The sequence below is a fragment of the Erythrobacter sp. genome (assembly GCA_019739335.1).
GTDB lineage: Bacteria > Pseudomonadota > Alphaproteobacteria > Sphingomonadales > Sphingomonadaceae > Alteraurantiacibacter.
In genome coordinates, this window is sequence record CP073261.1 from 2,600,468 (window position 1) to 2,615,774 (window position 15,307).

The window sequence follows — 15,307 nt, forward strand, 5'->3', positions numbered from 1 at the left end:
TGGTTTGTCCCACGTCCAACGCCTGCTAGCCCCCGAAAAGTCGTTTGCGGTGGTATGATGGGGTATGATCAATTTTCGGTTAATTGCCGGACCTGTGAAGACGCGCTAGGCGTTCGGCCATGAATCACGATAGCACAATGCCCAATCGCTGGCTGATCAAGTCGGAACCGTTCAAGTACTCATGGGACGATCTCGTCCGGGATGGGGAGACCGTGTGGGACGGGGTGCGCAATCATCTTGCCGCCCAGAACCTGCGGGCGATGAGCGAGGGTGATCCGTGTTTCTTCTATCACTCGAACGAGGGCTTGCAGATCGTCGGGATTGCCGAGATCAGCGAGAGCGGTCTGATCGATCCGACCGATGTCGAGGGGAAATGGCCGACGGTAAAGGTCAAGCCGGTGAAAGCGCTGGACCATCCGGTAACCTTGAAAGCGATCAAAGCCAATCCCGATCTGGCAGGAATCGATCTGATCCGTCTTTCGCGCTTGTCGGTGGCCCAGATACGCTCGTCCGAATGGGATGAGATCATGCGCATGTCCGGTAGGTAATCTGGAACTTTTACATGGATTAACCCGTTGGTTGGGCAATGGGCAGGCAATCGCGCCGCCCTACCAACAACGGAGAATTTCCATGGGTGAACTCACCGACAAGATCAAAGGCAACGCCAACGAAGCCGCTGGCAAGGCCAAGCAACATTCGGGCGACGCCGAAACGCGTAACGAGGGCCGCAAGCAGGAAGTCAAGGGCGAAGGCCAGCAGCTCAAGGGCGAAGTCAAAGGCAAGCTCGGCGACGACATCTGACGCTGTTGTCCTGATAACGAATGAAAGGGCCGCTCCGCTGGAGTGGCCCTTTTGCTTTGGGTCAGCGGTTGCGCAGGCCGCTGACGGTCGCGCCGGCAGCGCTCAATTGCTCGATATCGGTAATGCAGTGAATCAGGCGAATGCCCTTTCGCGCGGCAGCTTCCTCAACCGCCGCGTCGAACTGCGCATTGGTTTCCACCCGCGCGCCCCAGCCGCCATAGCTCTGCGCCATCAGGGCGAAATCGGGATTGGCGAGCTGCGTGGCCGACTCACGCCCGGGATATTCGCGCTCCTGGTGCATCCGGATCGTGCCGAAAGTGGAATTGTCGAAGACAATCACCAGCAGGTCGAGCCCGTACTGCGCGGCCGTGGCCAGTTCCTGTGCGTTCATCAGGAAGTCGCCGTCTCCCGCCGCCGCGATCACGCAGCGATCTGGGAAGCGCCTTGCTGCCGCCACCGCAGCAGGAATTCCATACCCCATCGCGCCCGCCGTGGGGGCGAGCTGCGAAGGATAGCCGGCATAGGGCCAGTAACGGTGCCACCAGCCGGCGAAATTGCCTGCGCCATTGCACACGATCGCGTCTTCTGGGAGCAGCCTGCGCATGATCCCCATCGCCAGCGCCAGATCGAGCGGGAATTGCGCCTCTTCACGCGGCGTGTTCCACGCCTGCCATTCCGCGTGCGCCTCTGCTCCCGCGTCGAACGGGATGACGTCCGCATCGTCCCACAGCGCCGCGCTTTCGGCGAATTCGGCCATGTCGGCGCAGAGAGCCAGATCGGTGCGATAGACGCGGCCCAGCTCTTCCGGATCGGGGTGCACGTGGATCAGCACCTGGCCCGGATGATCGGGAGTAACCAGCGCATAGCCGTCGGTCGTGGCTTCGCCCATCCGAGCGCCGACCACCAGCAGGACGTCAGCCTGCCGCACCCGCTCGGCCAGCTTCGGATTGGGACCGTAGCCTAGATTGCCCGCGTAAACGGAGGATGATGGCGGCAAGGCATCCTGACGCCGGAAGGCCGTCGCGACGGGCAGGCCGAGGCTTTCGGCAAATTCGGTAAAGTAGTGCCGTGCCCGTCCGTTCCAGCCTGCGCCTCCCACTATGGCCAGTGGTGCGGCGGCATCGCCGATCAGCTGCATCATCGTCGCCATCGCATCGGGGCAGGGGGCCTGCGCGGGCTTCACTACTGCCGGACGCACGGGCGAAACGATGCCCCGCTCATGCAGCATGTCTTCTGGCAGGGCGAGCACCACCGGGCCGGGCCGCCCCGAAATCGCCGTGGACCACGCACGCGACACGTATTCGGGAATGCGGCGGGCATCGTCGATCCGCGCAGACCACTTGGCGATAGGCGCGAAGAAGGCCGGGAAATCGACTTCCTGGAATCCCTCCCGATCACGCATCCCACGGTCCACATCGCCGATGAACAGGATCATCGGCTCGCTGTCCTGCATCGCTACGTGCACACCGATGCTGGCGTTCGTCGCACCGGGGCCGCGGGTGACGAAGGCGATCCCGGGGCGCCCGGTCATTGCTCCGTCAGCGCAGGCCATGAATGCGACTCCGCCTTCCTGGCGGCAAGTCACGGTGTCGATCTCCGGGCAATCGGCCAGCGCGTCGAGCACAGGCAGGAAGCTCTCCCCCGGCACGGTGAAGATCCGGTCGCAGCCCTGTTCCACAAGACAATCGACGAGCAGGCGCGCAGCGGTTCTGGTCATGGGGGGATGCGATAGCTGCACCCGGTTGCGGCGGCAACTATCTGTGGATGAAACGCGAATGTCCCGTCTGTGGACAGGAACCAGAAGGGCGTGTGCGGATTGGTTACCAAAAGGTTAAGAACCCACCATGAGACGCGCACTTGTCCTTACCGATGAATCGGCCCGCCACCCCTTCCGGGCTTCGCTGCCTCCGCATGTCGTGCTGCGCGCGAACGAGATCGAGCGGACCGTGCCCTGGCGCGAGCGGCTGGCCCTGACCCGCAAGGATGCCGAAACCGTGCTGGCGACCTATGCCGCCGGGTTTGTCGCCACCCTCACTTTCTTCGGCTGATCCTCACTCGGCAGCCAAGGCACTCGCGCTAGCAGCCAGTTCTGCCTTGCACAGCACGCCGCCAAGCCACGCCGAAAACACGCACATCCCGGCGCTAAGCAACAATTGCTCCGCCAGCGGCACGCCCGCGGCGCTCAGCCCCAGCGCCAGCAGCGACCCCGCCACCATCGCGCCCGAATTGACGATATTGTTCGCCGCCACTGCGCGGCTCGCCTGCGATGTTGGCACCTTGGTGGTGAGGAAGGCGTAAAGCGGCACCACGAACATGCCGCCGAATACTGCGATCAGCAGCAGGCTCCCCAGCACTGCCCAGGCGAGCGGATAGGAGAGGAAGGTGGCAACATCCATCAGTTCGGTGCTTTCCAGCCCGGCGTTCCATGCGCGGCAGACGAAGTAGAACACCGTCACCATCGCCCCCATCGCCAGCACCGAGATCGGCGAATAGCGGGCCGAGACCTTGCCTTTCAGCAGCAGGCTCACCGCCACCGATCCGATCGCGACGCCGATGGAGAAAAACACCAGGAACAGGCTAGCCACTTCCTTGTTCGCCATCAGCACGTTCTTGGCCAGAGGCGGGAACTGGATGAATAGCACCGAGCCGATGGTCCAGAAGAAGCTGATCGCGAGGATGGCGAAGAACACCTCGCGATTGTGGGTGATATCACGCACCAACCGGTATGAGGAGGTGAAGGGGTTGAAATCCACTTTCTCCGGCTCCGTTCCCATCGGGGGGGCGGGGGGAACATGGCGGCTGGTGAGATAGCCGATCACCGCAAAGCCGAGGATGGCCATCGCCGCGACTTCCACCGAGAGGAACCCGGCGAGGATCGTACCCGCCATGATCGCCAGGTATGTCCCCGCTTCCACCAGCCCCGTGCCGGCCAGCACTTCTTCCTTCTTCAGGTGCTGCGGCAGGATCGCGTATTTGATCGGACCGAAGAAAGTCGAATGGGTACCCATCGCGAACAGCGCCAGCATCAGCAGCGGGATGGCGAGGAAATCGACCGCGATTCCCTGCCACGCGAGGTAGAGCCCGACTGCGCCCACCGCCATGATGGCGATTTCGGCAGCCTTGACCATGCGGATTATCTTCGCCTTGTCGCGCATGTCGGCCAGTTGCCCGGCGATGGCAGAGAGCAGGAAGAACGGCAGGATGAACACCGCCGATGCCACGCCGGAGAACATCGTTTCCGTGTCGGCGGAATTGTAAACCGAGTAGACGACGAACAGCACCATCGTCGTCTTGTAGAGATTGTCGTTGAACGCATTGAGCAATTGCGTGACGAACAGCGGCAGGAACCGGCGCTGCTTGAGCAGGTGGGTCGAGGTAAACATAGGGGAGTTCTGCGTGCCTTCCTCTTGCCCGCCGTGTCGCCCCGGCTGTCTGCGCGGGCAGGCTTATAACCAATCGACCGCATAGGCCATGCTTTTTCCCGAAGCATTAACGCGCTAGGGGGGAGGCCATGTGGTCGCTTCCGAACATCCTCACCATGTCGCGCATCGTCGCGCTGCCGCTGCTCGCCTTCCTGATCTGGTGGCCGGGATGGGAAGCGGGATACCTGCTTGCCTTCGCGCTCTATACGGCGATGGGGATTACCGATTACTTCGACGGGATGCTTGCGCGCTCCAGCGGGGCAGTGAGCAAGCTGGGGATTTTCCTCGATCCGATTGCCGACAAGATCATGGTCGCGACGGTGATCCTTGTGTTGACCGCAATGGGCGTGCTGCGCGGGCCATATGTGGGCGACATGCACGTGATCGCGGGCCTCATCATCCTGATCCGCGAGATCGCCGTATCGGGCCTGCGCGAATTCCTCGGCGGCTTGCAGGTGTCTATGCCGGTGAGCAAGCTGGCCAAGTGGAAGACGACCTTCCAGCTGGTTGCGCTGGGCTCGCTGATCCTGGGGCAGGGGCTGCCCGGCTGGGTAATCGAAGCGGGCGACGTGATGCACAACGTGCCGCATACGGTGGGGCTGGTGACGCTGTGGGCGGCGGCGATCCTGACGCTGGTGACGGGATGGGACTACTTGCGGGTTGGCCTGAAGCACATGGATTGATTGTGGAACACCGACCGGGGGTGTTTGCGAAACTTCAGTTTGGCGGAAAAGTGTTGTTGGGCAGGGGGTTGCGGCGGACTTTGCTGTTGGCAGTGTGACCTTCCGATTTTGCGGGGTGATGGGTGATTTCGGAGGCGGAATCTTGGAGTGGAAGGTGGGTTCGGCGAACATTTGTCGCACGGTAGCTGGCGGCGGGCGTGTAGGAAAACTCGGTTTCTTTTTTTGGACGGCCAAGCGCGGCTCGTCTTGCCCGCATTGGCAGCTTGGCTGAAATCGACTAATCCTGCCTCATGCACACCGAACCGAAGAAAGCGCTTCATTGGGACTTGCTGAAGGGCCGGGTTACGGTGCCTGACGACATCGACGTGAATGACATCCTAATTATGCGAATGTTCGCAGGGGATGCTGATTGGAGCGAAGTGCCAGAAGCGCCTTAGCATCGATACCCCCCAGCGCGATCAAGCTTCCAGACCCATTGGCTGCGGCATCCAATCAGCCTTAGTTGGTCGATTTTCTGATCTCCCTTCGCTCAGCCTGAGCCTGTCGAAGGCCACGCGCTTAGATTGCGATTGTAGCGGGTCGGGGATAGCGGCTGGCCTTCGACAGGCTCAGGCTGAGCGAGGTTTGAACTGATTGGACGGACCTGACTGTCGAACCAGGTTGATGCTCGCTCTGGAGCCAGTATTATCGCAGCATGGGACATTTCCTCACCGCAATTATTGGATCTGAGACGACTCTTGGGCAATTTTCAGAGATGTTCGGATCGCCCTTTCCCACTGCAATTCCATTCGGGTTGTGGGTGTTGCCCCTAAATGAGCAGCGGCTGGACCTACTTGCTATGTCCGGTGATCGGACATTTGAGGGCTTTGAGTACCTAAGTCCAAAGATTGCACGGGCGATCGCTCGCGGACTTGGAGATGGTTCGGCCCTTTACGTAGAAACATTCTATCACGGGGGCACCGGAGGCCAAGGCGCGGCGCTTTTAGAAGATGGCGAGTTGATCTGGACAAAGGCGGAATCGACCTACAAATCTGAGAACCCGAATTCGATTGTCGCTTACAGACCATTCGGCCCTCGTTTGATGAAGTCTCCCATTAGCGAAGGTTTGGCGCGGCTGGGCGTAGTCGCCTCAAGCGAGCACGATGAATTTGATAGTGTGGGGCTGGGAAACTTCCGTTCCTTGGAAAACCTCGGACTAGATTATTGATCAATTTGTGGTGGGATGTGCCCCATCAAACGCCACCACCGCCCGCACCACCGCCTGCATCATTTCCATCCGCTCCGGCACGGGTCGCGCGGTATCCCCCACCATGATCGCCACCGCATAGGTCCGGCCTCCCGGCGCGAAGAGCAGGCCGACGTCGTTGTAGCCCGATTGCCGCCCGCCCCAGACCTGTCCGGTGCCGGTTTTGTGCGCCAGCCGCCAGCCTTCCGGCACGGCGGCTTTCATGCGGTTGGGGCCGCTCTTGGTCTGCATCATTACCGACAGGAACCAAGCGGTGCGTCCGGTAGAGAGCAGTTCCCCGCGCGCCAGCCGCGCGAGCGCTTCGGCGATCGCTTGCGGGGTGGCGCCGTCCACCGGATCGGCGAGGTAGCTTTCGTAGGCGGCGCTGCGGACGGCATCGGGCACCGCGTCGCGCGCTTCGAAAAAGCCTTCGCGGGTGAAGGCGTAGTGTTGCCGCCACTCCAATCCGGCGATGGCGCTTTGCATCAGCCGTTCGCCGGGGCCGAAGCGGATGCCCGCCAGCCGCTGGTCGTCGAGCATGGCGCGCACCGCTTCCGGCCCGCCGACCGCGTTCAGCACCGCATCGTTGGCGGTATTGTCGCTTTCGGTGATCGCGGCTTCGATCAGCTCATCGATCTCTGCCGAGACCACGCCTTCGCGCAGGATGCGGTTGCGGATCGGCTGGTGGAACACGGTCAGATCGTGGCGAGTGAGGCGCAGGCTCTGCGACAGGTCGAGTTCGCCCCGGTCGGCCTGCGCAAGTGCCGTGAGCGCGACCCAGGTCTTGCTTACGCTCTGCTGCGGCAGCAGCCGTTCGGCATCGAAGCCGGTGGACCAGCCGCTCTCGACATCGACCACGGCAATGCCCAGCGAGCCGCCGAAATCGAGCGCGAGCCGGTCTATCTCGGTGGCCAGCACCTCGCGGGCGGCGACGGTGGCAAGGGGGATCGCTTCGGCCTCGGCTTCGCGCGCTTCCTCCGCCATTGCGCCAGTCGGCTCGTCGGCGCCGCTACACGCGGCCAACAGCAGCGCGGCGCAGGCAATCAGGAACCGTGCCGCCATGTCAACCTGCTCGCAATTCCTCGGCCAGCAGCCGGAATTCGTCCGAGCGCGGCGAATTGACCCGCCAAACCAGCGCGATTTCGCGGCTGGTCTTGCGGCCCTTGAGCGGGCGCGCGACCACCTGGGTGCCGTTGAGGATGCCCGCGTCGATGGCCATTTGCGGCAGCATCGTCAGGCCAAGCCCGTTGTCGACCATCTGCACCAGCGTGTGCAACGAGGTGCCGATCATCGTGGCGCTGGCGCGCAATTCGGGCCGGTCACAGGCGGCGAGGGCGTGCTCTTTCAGGCAGTGCCCGTCCTCCAGCAGCAGCAGCCGCCCCTGATCGATCATGCCGGGCGGGATTTCGGCGGGGGGATCGCGCGGATCGTCCTTGGGGAAGGCGACGAACAGGTCATCGTCGGCGATCTTTTCCTTCTCCACTTCGCCGGTGGCGAAGGGCAGGGCGAGCAGCACGCAATCCGCGCGGCCGTGGTGGAGCGATTCGATGGCGTGGTCGCTGGTTTCCTCGCGCAGGAACAGCTTGAGCGCCGGGCGCTCGCGACGCAGCCGCGGCAGGATGCGGGGGAGCAGGAACGGGGCGATAGTGGGGATGACGCTCATCCTGAGTTCGCCCGAAAGCGGCTTGCCCGCCGCCTGCACCAGTTCGGCCAGCTCCTCGGTCTCGCGCAAAACCCGGTGGGCCTTGGCGACGACATTGTTCCCCAGCGGCGTGAACCGCACCACGCGCCGGCTGCGCTCGACCAGCGTCACGCCGAGCAGCGATTCGAGCTCGCGAATGCCCGCCGAAAGCGTGGACTGCGAAACGAAAGACGCATCCGCCGCCCGCCCGAAATGCCCGTGCTCGTGCAACGCCACGAGGTACTGCAACTGCTTGATGGTGGGGAGGTAAGTGGTCATTCGCGCGCGCTAGTCCTCCGCAGCCTCAGTTTCTACGGCGGCCTCGTCGTTCACCACATCGTCAATATGCGTCATCTTCAGCCGCCCGTTCACCACGGCAAACGCCAGCTTCCCTTCCACCAGGTCAAGCGCATCCTTGCCGAACACTTCGTAGCGCCAGCCCTCCAGCATCGGCAGCCTGCGCACGCCCGCCGCCAGCGATTCCAGTTCGTCCGACTTGGTCAGCAGGCGCGAGGCCACGTCGATCTCGCGCGAGCGGATCTTGAGCAGCAGCTTGAGCAGGTCCGCCACCAGCGCGCCTTCCTTGCCCAGCGGGGCACCGCGCTTGGGCTTGTCGGGCATTTCGTCGTCAGGCAGCGGTTCGGCGTTCTTGAGCACGCGCATCAGCCGCTTGCCGATCTCGTTGTCCTGCCACGCGTTGGACAGCCCGCGCACCTTGGCGAGGTCTTCCTGCTTCTTGGGCGGGTGGCTGGCGAGATCGGCCAGTGTTTCATCGCGGATGATCCGCCCGCGCGGGATGTCCTTGTCCTGCGCCTCGGTCTCGCGCCATGCTGCCAGCGCCTTCAAGCGCCCCAGCACCAGCGGATTGCGGCCCGGTGCGCGGATGCGATGCCAAGCGAGGCTGAGATCGTTGGCGTAGTTCGCCGGGTCGGCCAGCTTCTCCATTTCCGCGTTCAGCCAGTGGCCGCGCCCGGTCTTGATCAGCTTTTTCAGGATCTTCGGGAAGATCGTTGCCAGATAGGTGACATCGCCGATGGCATATTCGATCTGCCGTTCGCTCAGCGGGCGGCGGCTCCAGTCGGTGAAGCGGGCGCCCTTGTCGATGGTCTTGCCGAGCCATGATTCGACCAGGTTGGCATAGCCGATCTGCTCGGACTGGCTGATCGCCATCGTCGCGATCTGGGTGTCGAAAATGGGAAAGGGAGTCTTGCCGGTGAGGTTGTAGATGATTTCCACATCCTGCCCGCCCGCGTGGAAGACCTTGAGCACGTCCTCGTTCTCGCACATCAGGTCGAGCAGCGGGGAAAGATCGAGACCCGAAGCCAGCGGATCGATCGCCGCCGCCTCCTCCTCGTTGCCCACCTGGATCAGGCAGAGCAGCGGGTAATAGGTGTTCTCGCGCATGAATTCTGTATCGACGCAGACGAAGTGGTGCTGCGCCAGCCGCTCGCACAGTGCTGCCAGCGTCTTGGTATCGGTGATAAGGGGATGGATTTGCATGTCTCGCTTCGTTTCTGTCCTGGCCGGTTCACCGACCTGCGCACCCGCCCCGCCAAGCTGCAAATCTTGACAAAGTGCCGTGCATACCCTGTTAGCGCGCGCATGAAGCGAAGGCCTTCGCACCACGCCGGTGCGCGCCCTTAGCGCCATAGCCTCCGAAATGGAAAGAGTCCCGATGCACGCCTATCGTACCCACACTTGTGCCCAGCTATCGAAAGCGAACGAGGGGGAGGCGGTGCGCCTTTCCGGATGGGTGCATCGCAAGCGCGATCATGGCGGGGTGCTGTTTGTCGACCTGCGCGATCACTACGGCATCACCCAGATCGTGGCGGACGAGGATTCGCCCGCGCTGGCGCTGCTTGACGGGCTGAAGCTGGAAAGCGTCATTACCGTGGATGGCACGGTGAAGGCACGCGATGCGGCGGCGGTGAACCCGAACCTGCCGACCGGCGAAATCGAAGTCTTCGCCCGCGAAGTTACGGTGCAGAGCCACGCCGCCGAACTGCCGCTGATCGTCAATTCGGGCGAGGATTACCCGGAGGAAACCCGCCTCAAGTACCGCTTCATCGATCTGCGGCGCGAGCGGGTGCACAACAACATCATGCTGCGCAATCGGGTCATCACCTCCTTACGCCAGCGGATGATCGCGCAGGGGTTCAGCGAATTCCAGACCCCGATCCTCGGCGCGTCCAGCCCCGAAGGCGCGCGCGATTACCTCGTCCCCAGCCGCCTGCATCCGGGCCGCTTCTACGCGCTGCCGCAGGCTCCGCAGATGTTCAAGCAGCTGCTGATGGTGGCCGGGTTCGACCGCTATTTCCAGATCGCCCCCTGCTTCCGCGACGAAGACCTGCGTGCCGACCGCAGTCCCGAATTCTACCAGCTCGATTTCGAGATGAGCTTTGTGACGCAAGAAGACGTGTTCCAGGCCATCGAGCCGGTGCTGGCGGGCGTGTTCGCGGAGTTCTCCGGCGGCAAGCGCGTGACGGCGGCGGGCGAGTTCCCGCGCATTCCCTATGCCGAAGCGATGCTGAAATACGGCAGCGACAAGCCCGACCTGCGCAACCCGCTGCTGATCACCGATGTCTCGCACCACTTTACCCAGAGCGGCTTCGGGATTTTCCAGTCCATCGTCGGCAGCGGCGGTATGGTCCGGGCGATCCCGGCGCCGAACACCGCCGAGAAGAGCCGCAAGTTCTTCGACGAAATGAACGACTGGGCGCGCAAGGAAGGCTTTTCCGGCCTCGGCTATGTCACCCGCAAGGCGGGCGAATTCGGCGGTCCGATCGCCAAGAACCACGGTCCGGAGGAAATGGCCAAGCTCTACGCCGAACTCGGGCTGGGCGAGAACGACGGGCTTTTCTTCGCGGCGGGCAAGGAAAAGGACGCTGCCAAGCTGGCCGGGGCCGCGCGCACCCGCGTGGGCGAGACGCTGGAGCTGATCGAACCCGATTGTTTCAAGTTCTGCTGGATCGTCGATTTCCCGATGTTCGAATACGACGAGGACGCCAAGAAGGTCGATTTCAGCCACAATCCCTTCTCGATGCCGCAGGGCGAGATGGAGGCGCTGGAAACGCAGGACCCGCTCACCATCAAGGCGTGGCAGTACGATATCGTCTGCAACGGCTACGAATTGTCGAGCGGGGCGATCCGGAACCACAAGCCGGAGATCATGTACAAGGCGTTCGAGATCGCCGGTTACAGCCGCGCCGATGTCGATGCGAATTTCTCCGGAATGATCGAGGCGTTCAAGCTGGGCGCACCGCCGCACGGCGGCTCCGCTCCCGGTATTGATCGCATTGTGATGCTGCTGGCGGACGAACCAAACATCCGCGAAGTCATCGCCTTTCCGCTCAACCAGCGGGCGCAGGACCTGATGATGGGTGCCCCGAGCGAAGTCACGCCGCGCGCGCTGCGCGACGTGCATATCCGCACGATGGATGTTCCCAAGGATTGAGCACGAGCCAAGGGCGCGATCTATGGCGAAATCGCGCCCTTACCTTCGCGGGATCGACCTGATCAGTCGTATTGACGGGCAATCATGTCGCCGAACTTTTCACCTTCGCTGATCTCCGCGTAGCATTGCTGCACGACGCTGCGCGACTGGGCGTCCAGATTGTCATCTTCCAGGGCACTTTCGAACTTGCCCTTCAGATAGTCCTCGCCTTCTTCCACGCGTTCTGCTGCGGCTTCGTCGTCGTTTTCGAATGCATCGGCGATGCTTATCCAGGCGCGATGCAGGCCGCCGGTGACCGTACCCTTGGTGGTCAGTTCGCCACCTTGGCGCTCGATTTCGGCGTTGAGCTTGGCGACAGTCTGCTCGCGCTGGGCGCGTCGCGTTTCGAGCGCTTGGCGAAGTGCCGGGTTTTTGGCCTTTTCGGCGGCTTTGCGATAGCCTTCGACCGAATCGAAGGTTGTGTCGGTGAGAGTTTTCAAAACCGAATTGGCGGACATAAAATTCTCCTCTTTTCAAATGCGTAATTCCACAACGCCAGAGGAGCAGAAGGTTCCAAAATCGGGGCACCCACATCCCGATCACCTCATGGACAGGGAACAACGCGCTTGCGAGCAGCGCCGATCGCCAGCCCTGCGCAGCATTCTGCGCTGGCCCTTGCGCAGTGCGATGGTGTTCATTAGGGCGAAAGGGAAATTTGAAACCCGAATCTTGAGAGGGATTACATGAGCGATATCGCCGCACGCGTGAAGAAAATCGTCGTCGAGCATCTCGGCGTCGAGGAAGACAAGGTCACTCCGGACGCCAGCTTCATCGATGATCTGGGCGCTGACAGCCTCGATATCGTCGAACTGGTGATGGCGTTCGAGGAAGAATTCGGGGTCGAAATCCCGGACGACGCCGCCGAGAAGATCAATACCGTTGGCGATGCCAACAGCTACATCGAAGCCAACGCCGGCTAATCCTGCCCCGGCTTCCGCTCACCCTGAGCTTGTTTTGAGCCTGCCAAAGGGGTCGTATTCCGGTACGCGGCCATAGCGCCGGGAGTTGGAACAGCAGGACTTCGACAGGCTCAGCCCCCGCGGGTTGGGCCTGTTGTGTTTGTGGAGTGGAGAAGATTATGCGGCGTGTTGTCGTTACCGGACTTGGCCTTGTCACCCCGCTTGGCGGCGATGTCGAAACCACCTGGGCAAACCTGATTGCGGGCGAAAGCGGGATCGGCACGATCACCCGCTTCGATGCCTCGGCGCAGAAATGCACGATCGCGGGCGAAGTTAAGCCTGTGGAACATCCGTGGGGATTCGATGCCGACCGGCGCGTGGATCACAAGGTCCAGCGGCAGGTCGATCCGTTCATCGTCTTCGGTATCGACGCCGCCGGGCAGGCGCTGGAAGACGCCGGGCTGACCGACATGGATGAAGCCATGCAGCTTCGCGCGGGCTGCTCGATCGGTTCGGGCATCGGCGGGCTGCCAGGGATCGAGCTGGAAGCAGTGAACCTGCACCTCCGCGGACCGAGCCGGGTCTCCCCCCATTTCGTCCATGGCAGGTTGATCAACCTTATCAGCGGGCAGGTGTCGATCAAATACGGGCTGATGGGGCCGAACCATGCGGTGGTCACCGCGTGCTCCACCGGTGCGCATTCGATCGGTGACGCCGCGCGGATGATCCGCGACGACGATGCCGACATCATGCTGGCGGGCGGCGCCGAAGCGACCATCTGCCCGATCGGCATTGCCGGTTTCGCCCAGGCGCGCGCGCTCAATTGCTCCATGAATGACCGGCCGACCGAAGCCAGCCGCCCCTATGACAAGGACCGCGACGGGTTCGTGATGGGCGAAGGCGCAGGCGTGGTGGTGCTGGAGGAATACGAGCACGCCAAGGCGCGCGGTGCGAAGATCTACGCCGAAGTGGTCGGCTATGGCCTGTCGGGCGATGCCTACCACGTCACCGCGCCGCACCCCGAAGGCAAGGGCGCGGAAAACGCGATGCGGATGGCGCTCAAGAAGGCCGGGCTGGGGCCGTCGGACATCGACTACGTCAATGCCCACGGTACCTCGACCATGGCCGACACCATCGAACTGGCAGCAGTGCGCCGCGTACTGGGCGATGACCTTGGCGGCGCTTCGATGAGCAGCACCAAGAGCGCCATCGGCCATCTGCTCGGCGGCGCGGGCGCGGTGGAGAGCATTTTCTGCATCCTCGCCATCCGCGACCAGATCGTGCCACCGACATTGAACCTGCACAATCCGGATGACGGCACCGATGGCGTCGACCTGGTGCCGCTGGTGGCGAAGAAGCGCACGGTGAATGCGGTGCTCAACAACAGCTTCGGCTTTGGCGGCACCAACGCCTCACTGGTGATGAAGCGGGTCGATTGAGATGAAGAAGCTGTTCGGGCTGGTAGCGGTCGCAGGGCTGCTGCTGGTCGCAGCGTTGGGCTGGTTCGCCTGGGGCTGGTGGGGGACTTCGGCGATGGAGGACGAAGCGGCGTTCATCGTCCCTTCGGGCGCCTCGCTCACCTCGGTGGCGCAGAAGCTGGAGGAGGAAGGCCACATCGGGTCCGCCGATGCCTTCCTGCTGCGGGCGAAGATCCTCGGTAGCGGCGATCCGATCAAGGCGGGTGAATTCCTCCTACCGGCGGGCGCAAGCGGGGCAGCAATCCTCGATACCTTCCAGCATGGCGAAGTCATTCGCCGCTTCGTCACCATTCCCGAGGGCACGCCTTCGGTGATCGTCTACGACATCCTGATGGCGGAAGACCTGCTGGTTGGGGAGATCCCGGTGCCGGAGGAAGGCTCTGTCCTGCCCGAAAGCTACGATTTCGAACGCGGCGAGGAACGCATTGCCGTGCTCGCGCGGATGCAGCGGGCGATGGACGATACGCTGGCCGAACTGTGGCCCAACCGCAGCGATCGTACCGTGGTGAACAGCCCGCAGGAAGCGGTGATCCTTGCCTCGATCGTCGAGAAGGAAACCGGCGTGCCGGAAGAGCGGCGCATGGTTGCGGGGCTCTATTCCAATCGCGTGCGGCAGGGAATCATGCTCCAGGCCGATCCGACGATCATCTACCCGATCACCCGTGGGCGCCCGTTGGGTCGCCGCATCCGCCAGTCGGAAATCCAGGCGGTCAACGATTACAACACCTATTCGATGGTGGGGATGCCGCGCGGGCCGATCACCAATCCCGGGCGCGCGTCGATCGAAGCGGTGCTCAACCCGGAAGAGACCGACGCGATCTACATGGTGGCGGATGGTTCTGGCGGGCACGAATTCAATTCCACGCTGGAAGGCCACAACGCGGCAGTCGAACGCTGGTTCGCGCTGCGCCGCGAACGTGGGGAAATGTGACTGGGCAGGGCGAGCGGCCACCGGACAAGGCTTTGGCGCCGCTGATCCTGACCGGATTGCTGCCCGATGACCTGCACCGCTGGGCGACTGCCCTGCGCGATGCGCACTTCCCGCCGGAACGCAATTTCCTCGAAGCTCATGTTACGCTGTTCCACGCCCTGCCACCAAGCTCCGAAGCCGAGGTCCACGCGCTTTGCGCCGCCATGACGCGGGATAATCCGCCGGTGCCGGCGCGGTTGCTCGGCGTCATGCCGCTGGGCAAGGGCACTGCGCTGAAGCTGGAAAGCCAAGGCATGATCGCTTTGTGGGAACAGATGCGCGAACGGTTCCATGGCCTTCTCACTCCGCAGGACGATCACCGACCACGCCTCCATGTCACGGTGCAGAACAAGGTGACGGTGGCAGAAGCCAAGGCCCTGCAAGCCGAGCTTGCCCCGCTAGTTCTGCCGCGTTCATTCACCTTTGCCGGGCTTGGCCTCTACGCCTATCGTGGCGGCCCTTGGGAGCATATCAAAAGCTGGCGTTTTCGCGGTTGACCGCGCGCACGCCTGCACCTAAACGGCGCGCCTTGCCTCCCGCCGCACGCGGCCAAAGGCACGTCGGATGGCGGAGTAGCTCAGCTGGTTAGAGCACGGGAATCATAATCCTGGGGTCGGGGGTTCAAGTCCCTCCTCCGCTACCATTTTAAAGACAG

At 62.8% G+C, this 15,307-nt stretch carries 16 protein-coding genes and 1 tRNA gene; 11 read left to right on the forward strand and 6 right to left on the reverse strand.

Annotated elements, in window-relative coordinates; all coding sequences use genetic code 11:
• Window positions 1–137: 137 nt before the first annotated feature.
• The gene (locus tag JY451_12830) at window positions 138–548 is read left to right on the forward strand and encodes an EVE domain-containing protein (GenBank protein QZH76724.1); all 411 of its coding nucleotides are present in this window, start codon (window positions 138–140) and stop codon (window positions 546–548) included.
• Window positions 549–630: 82 nt separating this feature from the next.
• Entirely contained in the window at window positions 631–801 is a 171-nt protein-coding gene (locus JY451_12835) for a CsbD family protein (GenBank protein QZH74537.1), read from the forward strand.
• A 61-nt stretch (window positions 802–862) separates the two neighbouring features.
• On the opposite strand, the gene JY451_12840 is transcribed toward JY451_12835, so the two are convergent.
• Complete coding sequence (locus JY451_12840) at window positions 863–2,518, reverse strand: thiamine pyrophosphate-binding protein (protein QZH74538.1); 1,656 nt, start codon at window positions 2,516–2,518, stop codon at window positions 863–865.
• 127 nt (window positions 2,519–2,645) lie between these two features.
• Between JY451_12840 and JY451_12845 the strand changes: the two genes are divergently transcribed.
• A complete protein-coding gene (locus JY451_12845; GenBank protein QZH76768.1) occupies window positions 2,646–2,849 on the forward strand; it encodes a hypothetical protein in 204 nt (67 codons plus the stop codon).
• Between the two features lie 3 nt (window positions 2,850–2,852).
• Here the strand turns inward: JY451_12845 and JY451_12850 are convergent, their stop codons facing one another.
• Window positions 2,853–4,184: an MFS transporter gene (locus JY451_12850; GenBank protein ID QZH74539.1), complete on the reverse strand. Its 1,332-nt coding sequence runs from the start codon at window positions 4,182–4,184 to the stop codon at window positions 2,853–2,855.
• Between the two features lie 128 nt (window positions 4,185–4,312).
• Here JY451_12850 and pgsA point away from each other — a divergent pair, with 128 nt between their 5' ends.
• Both pgsA and JY451_12860 read left to right on the forward strand, forming a co-directional pair.
• Complete coding sequence (pgsA, locus tag JY451_12855) at window positions 4,313–4,906, forward strand: CDP-diacylglycerol--glycerol-3-phosphate 3-phosphatidyltransferase (protein ID QZH74540.1); 594 nt, start codon at window positions 4,313–4,315, stop codon at window positions 4,904–4,906.
• Between the two features lie 694 nt (window positions 4,907–5,600).
• Window positions 5,601–6,113 carry a hypothetical protein gene (locus tag JY451_12860; protein QZH74541.1) on the forward strand — a complete coding sequence of 171 codons (513 nt, stop codon included), beginning with the start codon at window positions 5,601–5,603 and terminating at the stop codon, window positions 6,111–6,113.
• Here JY451_12860 and JY451_12865 read toward each other — a convergent pair whose 3' ends face one another.
• The 3 genes from JY451_12865 to rnd are packed head-to-tail and all read right to left on the reverse strand — an operon-like array spanning window position 6,114 to window position 9,312.
• Window positions 6,114–7,193, reverse strand: a complete 1,080-nt coding sequence (locus tag JY451_12865) for a serine hydrolase (GenBank protein ID QZH74542.1) — start codon at window positions 7,191–7,193, stop codon at window positions 6,114–6,116. It abuts the gene before it with no gap.
• Window position 7,194: 1 nt separating this feature from the next.
• Window positions 7,195–8,091 (reverse strand): hydrogen peroxide-inducible genes activator, encoded by an 897-nt coding sequence (locus tag JY451_12870; GenBank protein ID QZH74543.1) that lies wholly within the window; start codon window positions 8,089–8,091, stop codon window positions 7,195–7,197.
• A gap of 9 nt (window positions 8,092–8,100) precedes the next feature.
• A complete protein-coding gene (gene rnd / locus JY451_12875) occupies window positions 8,101–9,312 on the reverse strand; it encodes a ribonuclease D (protein ID QZH74544.1) in 1,212 nt (403 codons plus the stop codon).
• A 175-nt stretch (window positions 9,313–9,487) separates the two neighbouring features.
• Between rnd and aspS the strand changes: the two genes are divergently transcribed.
• The gene (aspS, locus tag JY451_12880; protein ID QZH76725.1) at window positions 9,488–11,266 is read left to right on the forward strand and encodes an aspartate--tRNA ligase; all 1,779 of its coding nucleotides are present in this window, start codon (window positions 9,488–9,490) and stop codon (window positions 11,264–11,266) included.
• Window positions 11,267–11,328: 62 nt separating this feature from the next.
• Here aspS and JY451_12885 read toward each other — a convergent pair whose 3' ends face one another.
• Window positions 11,329–11,763: a PA2169 family four-helix-bundle protein gene (locus JY451_12885; protein QZH74545.1), complete on the reverse strand. Its 435-nt coding sequence runs from the start codon at window positions 11,761–11,763 to the stop codon at window positions 11,329–11,331.
• Between the two features lie 225 nt (window positions 11,764–11,988).
• Here JY451_12885 and JY451_12890 point away from each other — a divergent pair, with 225 nt between their 5' ends.
• The 5 genes from JY451_12890 (at window position 11,989) to JY451_12910 (ending at window position 15,295) form a co-directional block, all read left to right on the forward strand.
• A complete protein-coding gene (locus JY451_12890; GenBank protein QZH74546.1) occupies window positions 11,989–12,225 on the forward strand; it encodes an acyl carrier protein in 237 nt (78 codons plus the stop codon).
• Window positions 12,226–12,383: 158 nt separating this feature from the next.
• Entirely contained in the window at window positions 12,384–13,643 is a 1,260-nt protein-coding gene (gene fabF / locus JY451_12895; GenBank protein ID QZH74547.1) for a beta-ketoacyl-ACP synthase II, read from the forward strand.
• A gap of 1 nt (window position 13,644) precedes the next feature.
• Window positions 13,645–14,613, forward strand: coding sequence for an endolytic transglycosylase MltG (gene mltG, locus JY451_12900; GenBank protein QZH74548.1), 969 nt, complete (start codon window positions 13,645–13,647; stop codon window positions 14,611–14,613).
• 32 nt (window positions 14,614–14,645) lie between these two features.
• On the forward strand, window positions 14,646–15,149 hold the full coding sequence (locus JY451_12905; GenBank protein QZH76726.1) for a 2'-5' RNA ligase family protein: 504 nt from the start codon (window positions 14,646–14,648) through the stop codon (window positions 15,147–15,149).
• Window positions 15,150–15,218: 69 nt separating this feature from the next.
• Window positions 15,219–15,295 (forward strand) — tRNA-Met (locus JY451_12910).
• The last annotated feature ends 12 nt before the right edge of the window (window positions 15,296–15,307 follow it).

Coding starts and splice junctions, on each gene's coding strand:
- JY451_12830 (QZH76724.1), top strand. CDS start 138: ATGCCCAATCGCTGGCTGATCAAGTCGGAACCGTTCAAGTACTCATGG.
- JY451_12835 (QZH74537.1), top strand. CDS start 631: ATGGGTGAACTCACCGACAAGATCAAAGGCAACGCCAACGAAGCCGCT.
- JY451_12840 (QZH74538.1), bottom strand. CDS start 2,518: ATGACCAGAACCGCTGCGCGCCTGCTCGTCGATTGTCTTGTGGAACAG.
- JY451_12845 (QZH76768.1), top strand. CDS start 2,646: ATGAGACGCGCACTTGTCCTTACCGATGAATCGGCCCGCCACCCCTTC.
- JY451_12850 (QZH74539.1), bottom strand. CDS start 4,184: ATGTTTACCTCGACCCACCTGCTCAAGCAGCGCCGGTTCCTGCCGCTG.
- pgsA (QZH74540.1), top strand. CDS start 4,313: ATGTGGTCGCTTCCGAACATCCTCACCATGTCGCGCATCGTCGCGCTG.
- JY451_12860 (QZH74541.1), top strand. CDS start 5,601: ATGGGACATTTCCTCACCGCAATTATTGGATCTGAGACGACTCTTGGG.
- JY451_12865 (QZH74542.1), bottom strand. CDS start 7,193: ATGGCGGCACGGTTCCTGATTGCCTGCGCCGCGCTGCTGTTGGCCGCG.
- JY451_12870 (QZH74543.1), bottom strand. CDS start 8,091: ATGACCACTTACCTCCCCACCATCAAGCAGTTGCAGTACCTCGTGGCG.
- rnd (QZH74544.1), bottom strand. CDS start 9,312: ATGCAAATCCATCCCCTTATCACCGATACCAAGACGCTGGCAGCACTG.
- aspS (QZH76725.1), top strand. CDS start 9,488: ATGCACGCCTATCGTACCCACACTTGTGCCCAGCTATCGAAAGCGAAC.
- JY451_12885 (QZH74545.1), bottom strand. CDS start 11,763: ATGTCCGCCAATTCGGTTTTGAAAACTCTCACCGACACAACCTTCGAT.
- JY451_12890 (QZH74546.1), top strand. CDS start 11,989: ATGAGCGATATCGCCGCACGCGTGAAGAAAATCGTCGTCGAGCATCTC.
- fabF (QZH74547.1), top strand. CDS start 12,384: ATGCGGCGTGTTGTCGTTACCGGACTTGGCCTTGTCACCCCGCTTGGC.
- mltG (QZH74548.1), top strand. CDS start 13,645: ATGAAGAAGCTGTTCGGGCTGGTAGCGGTCGCAGGGCTGCTGCTGGTC.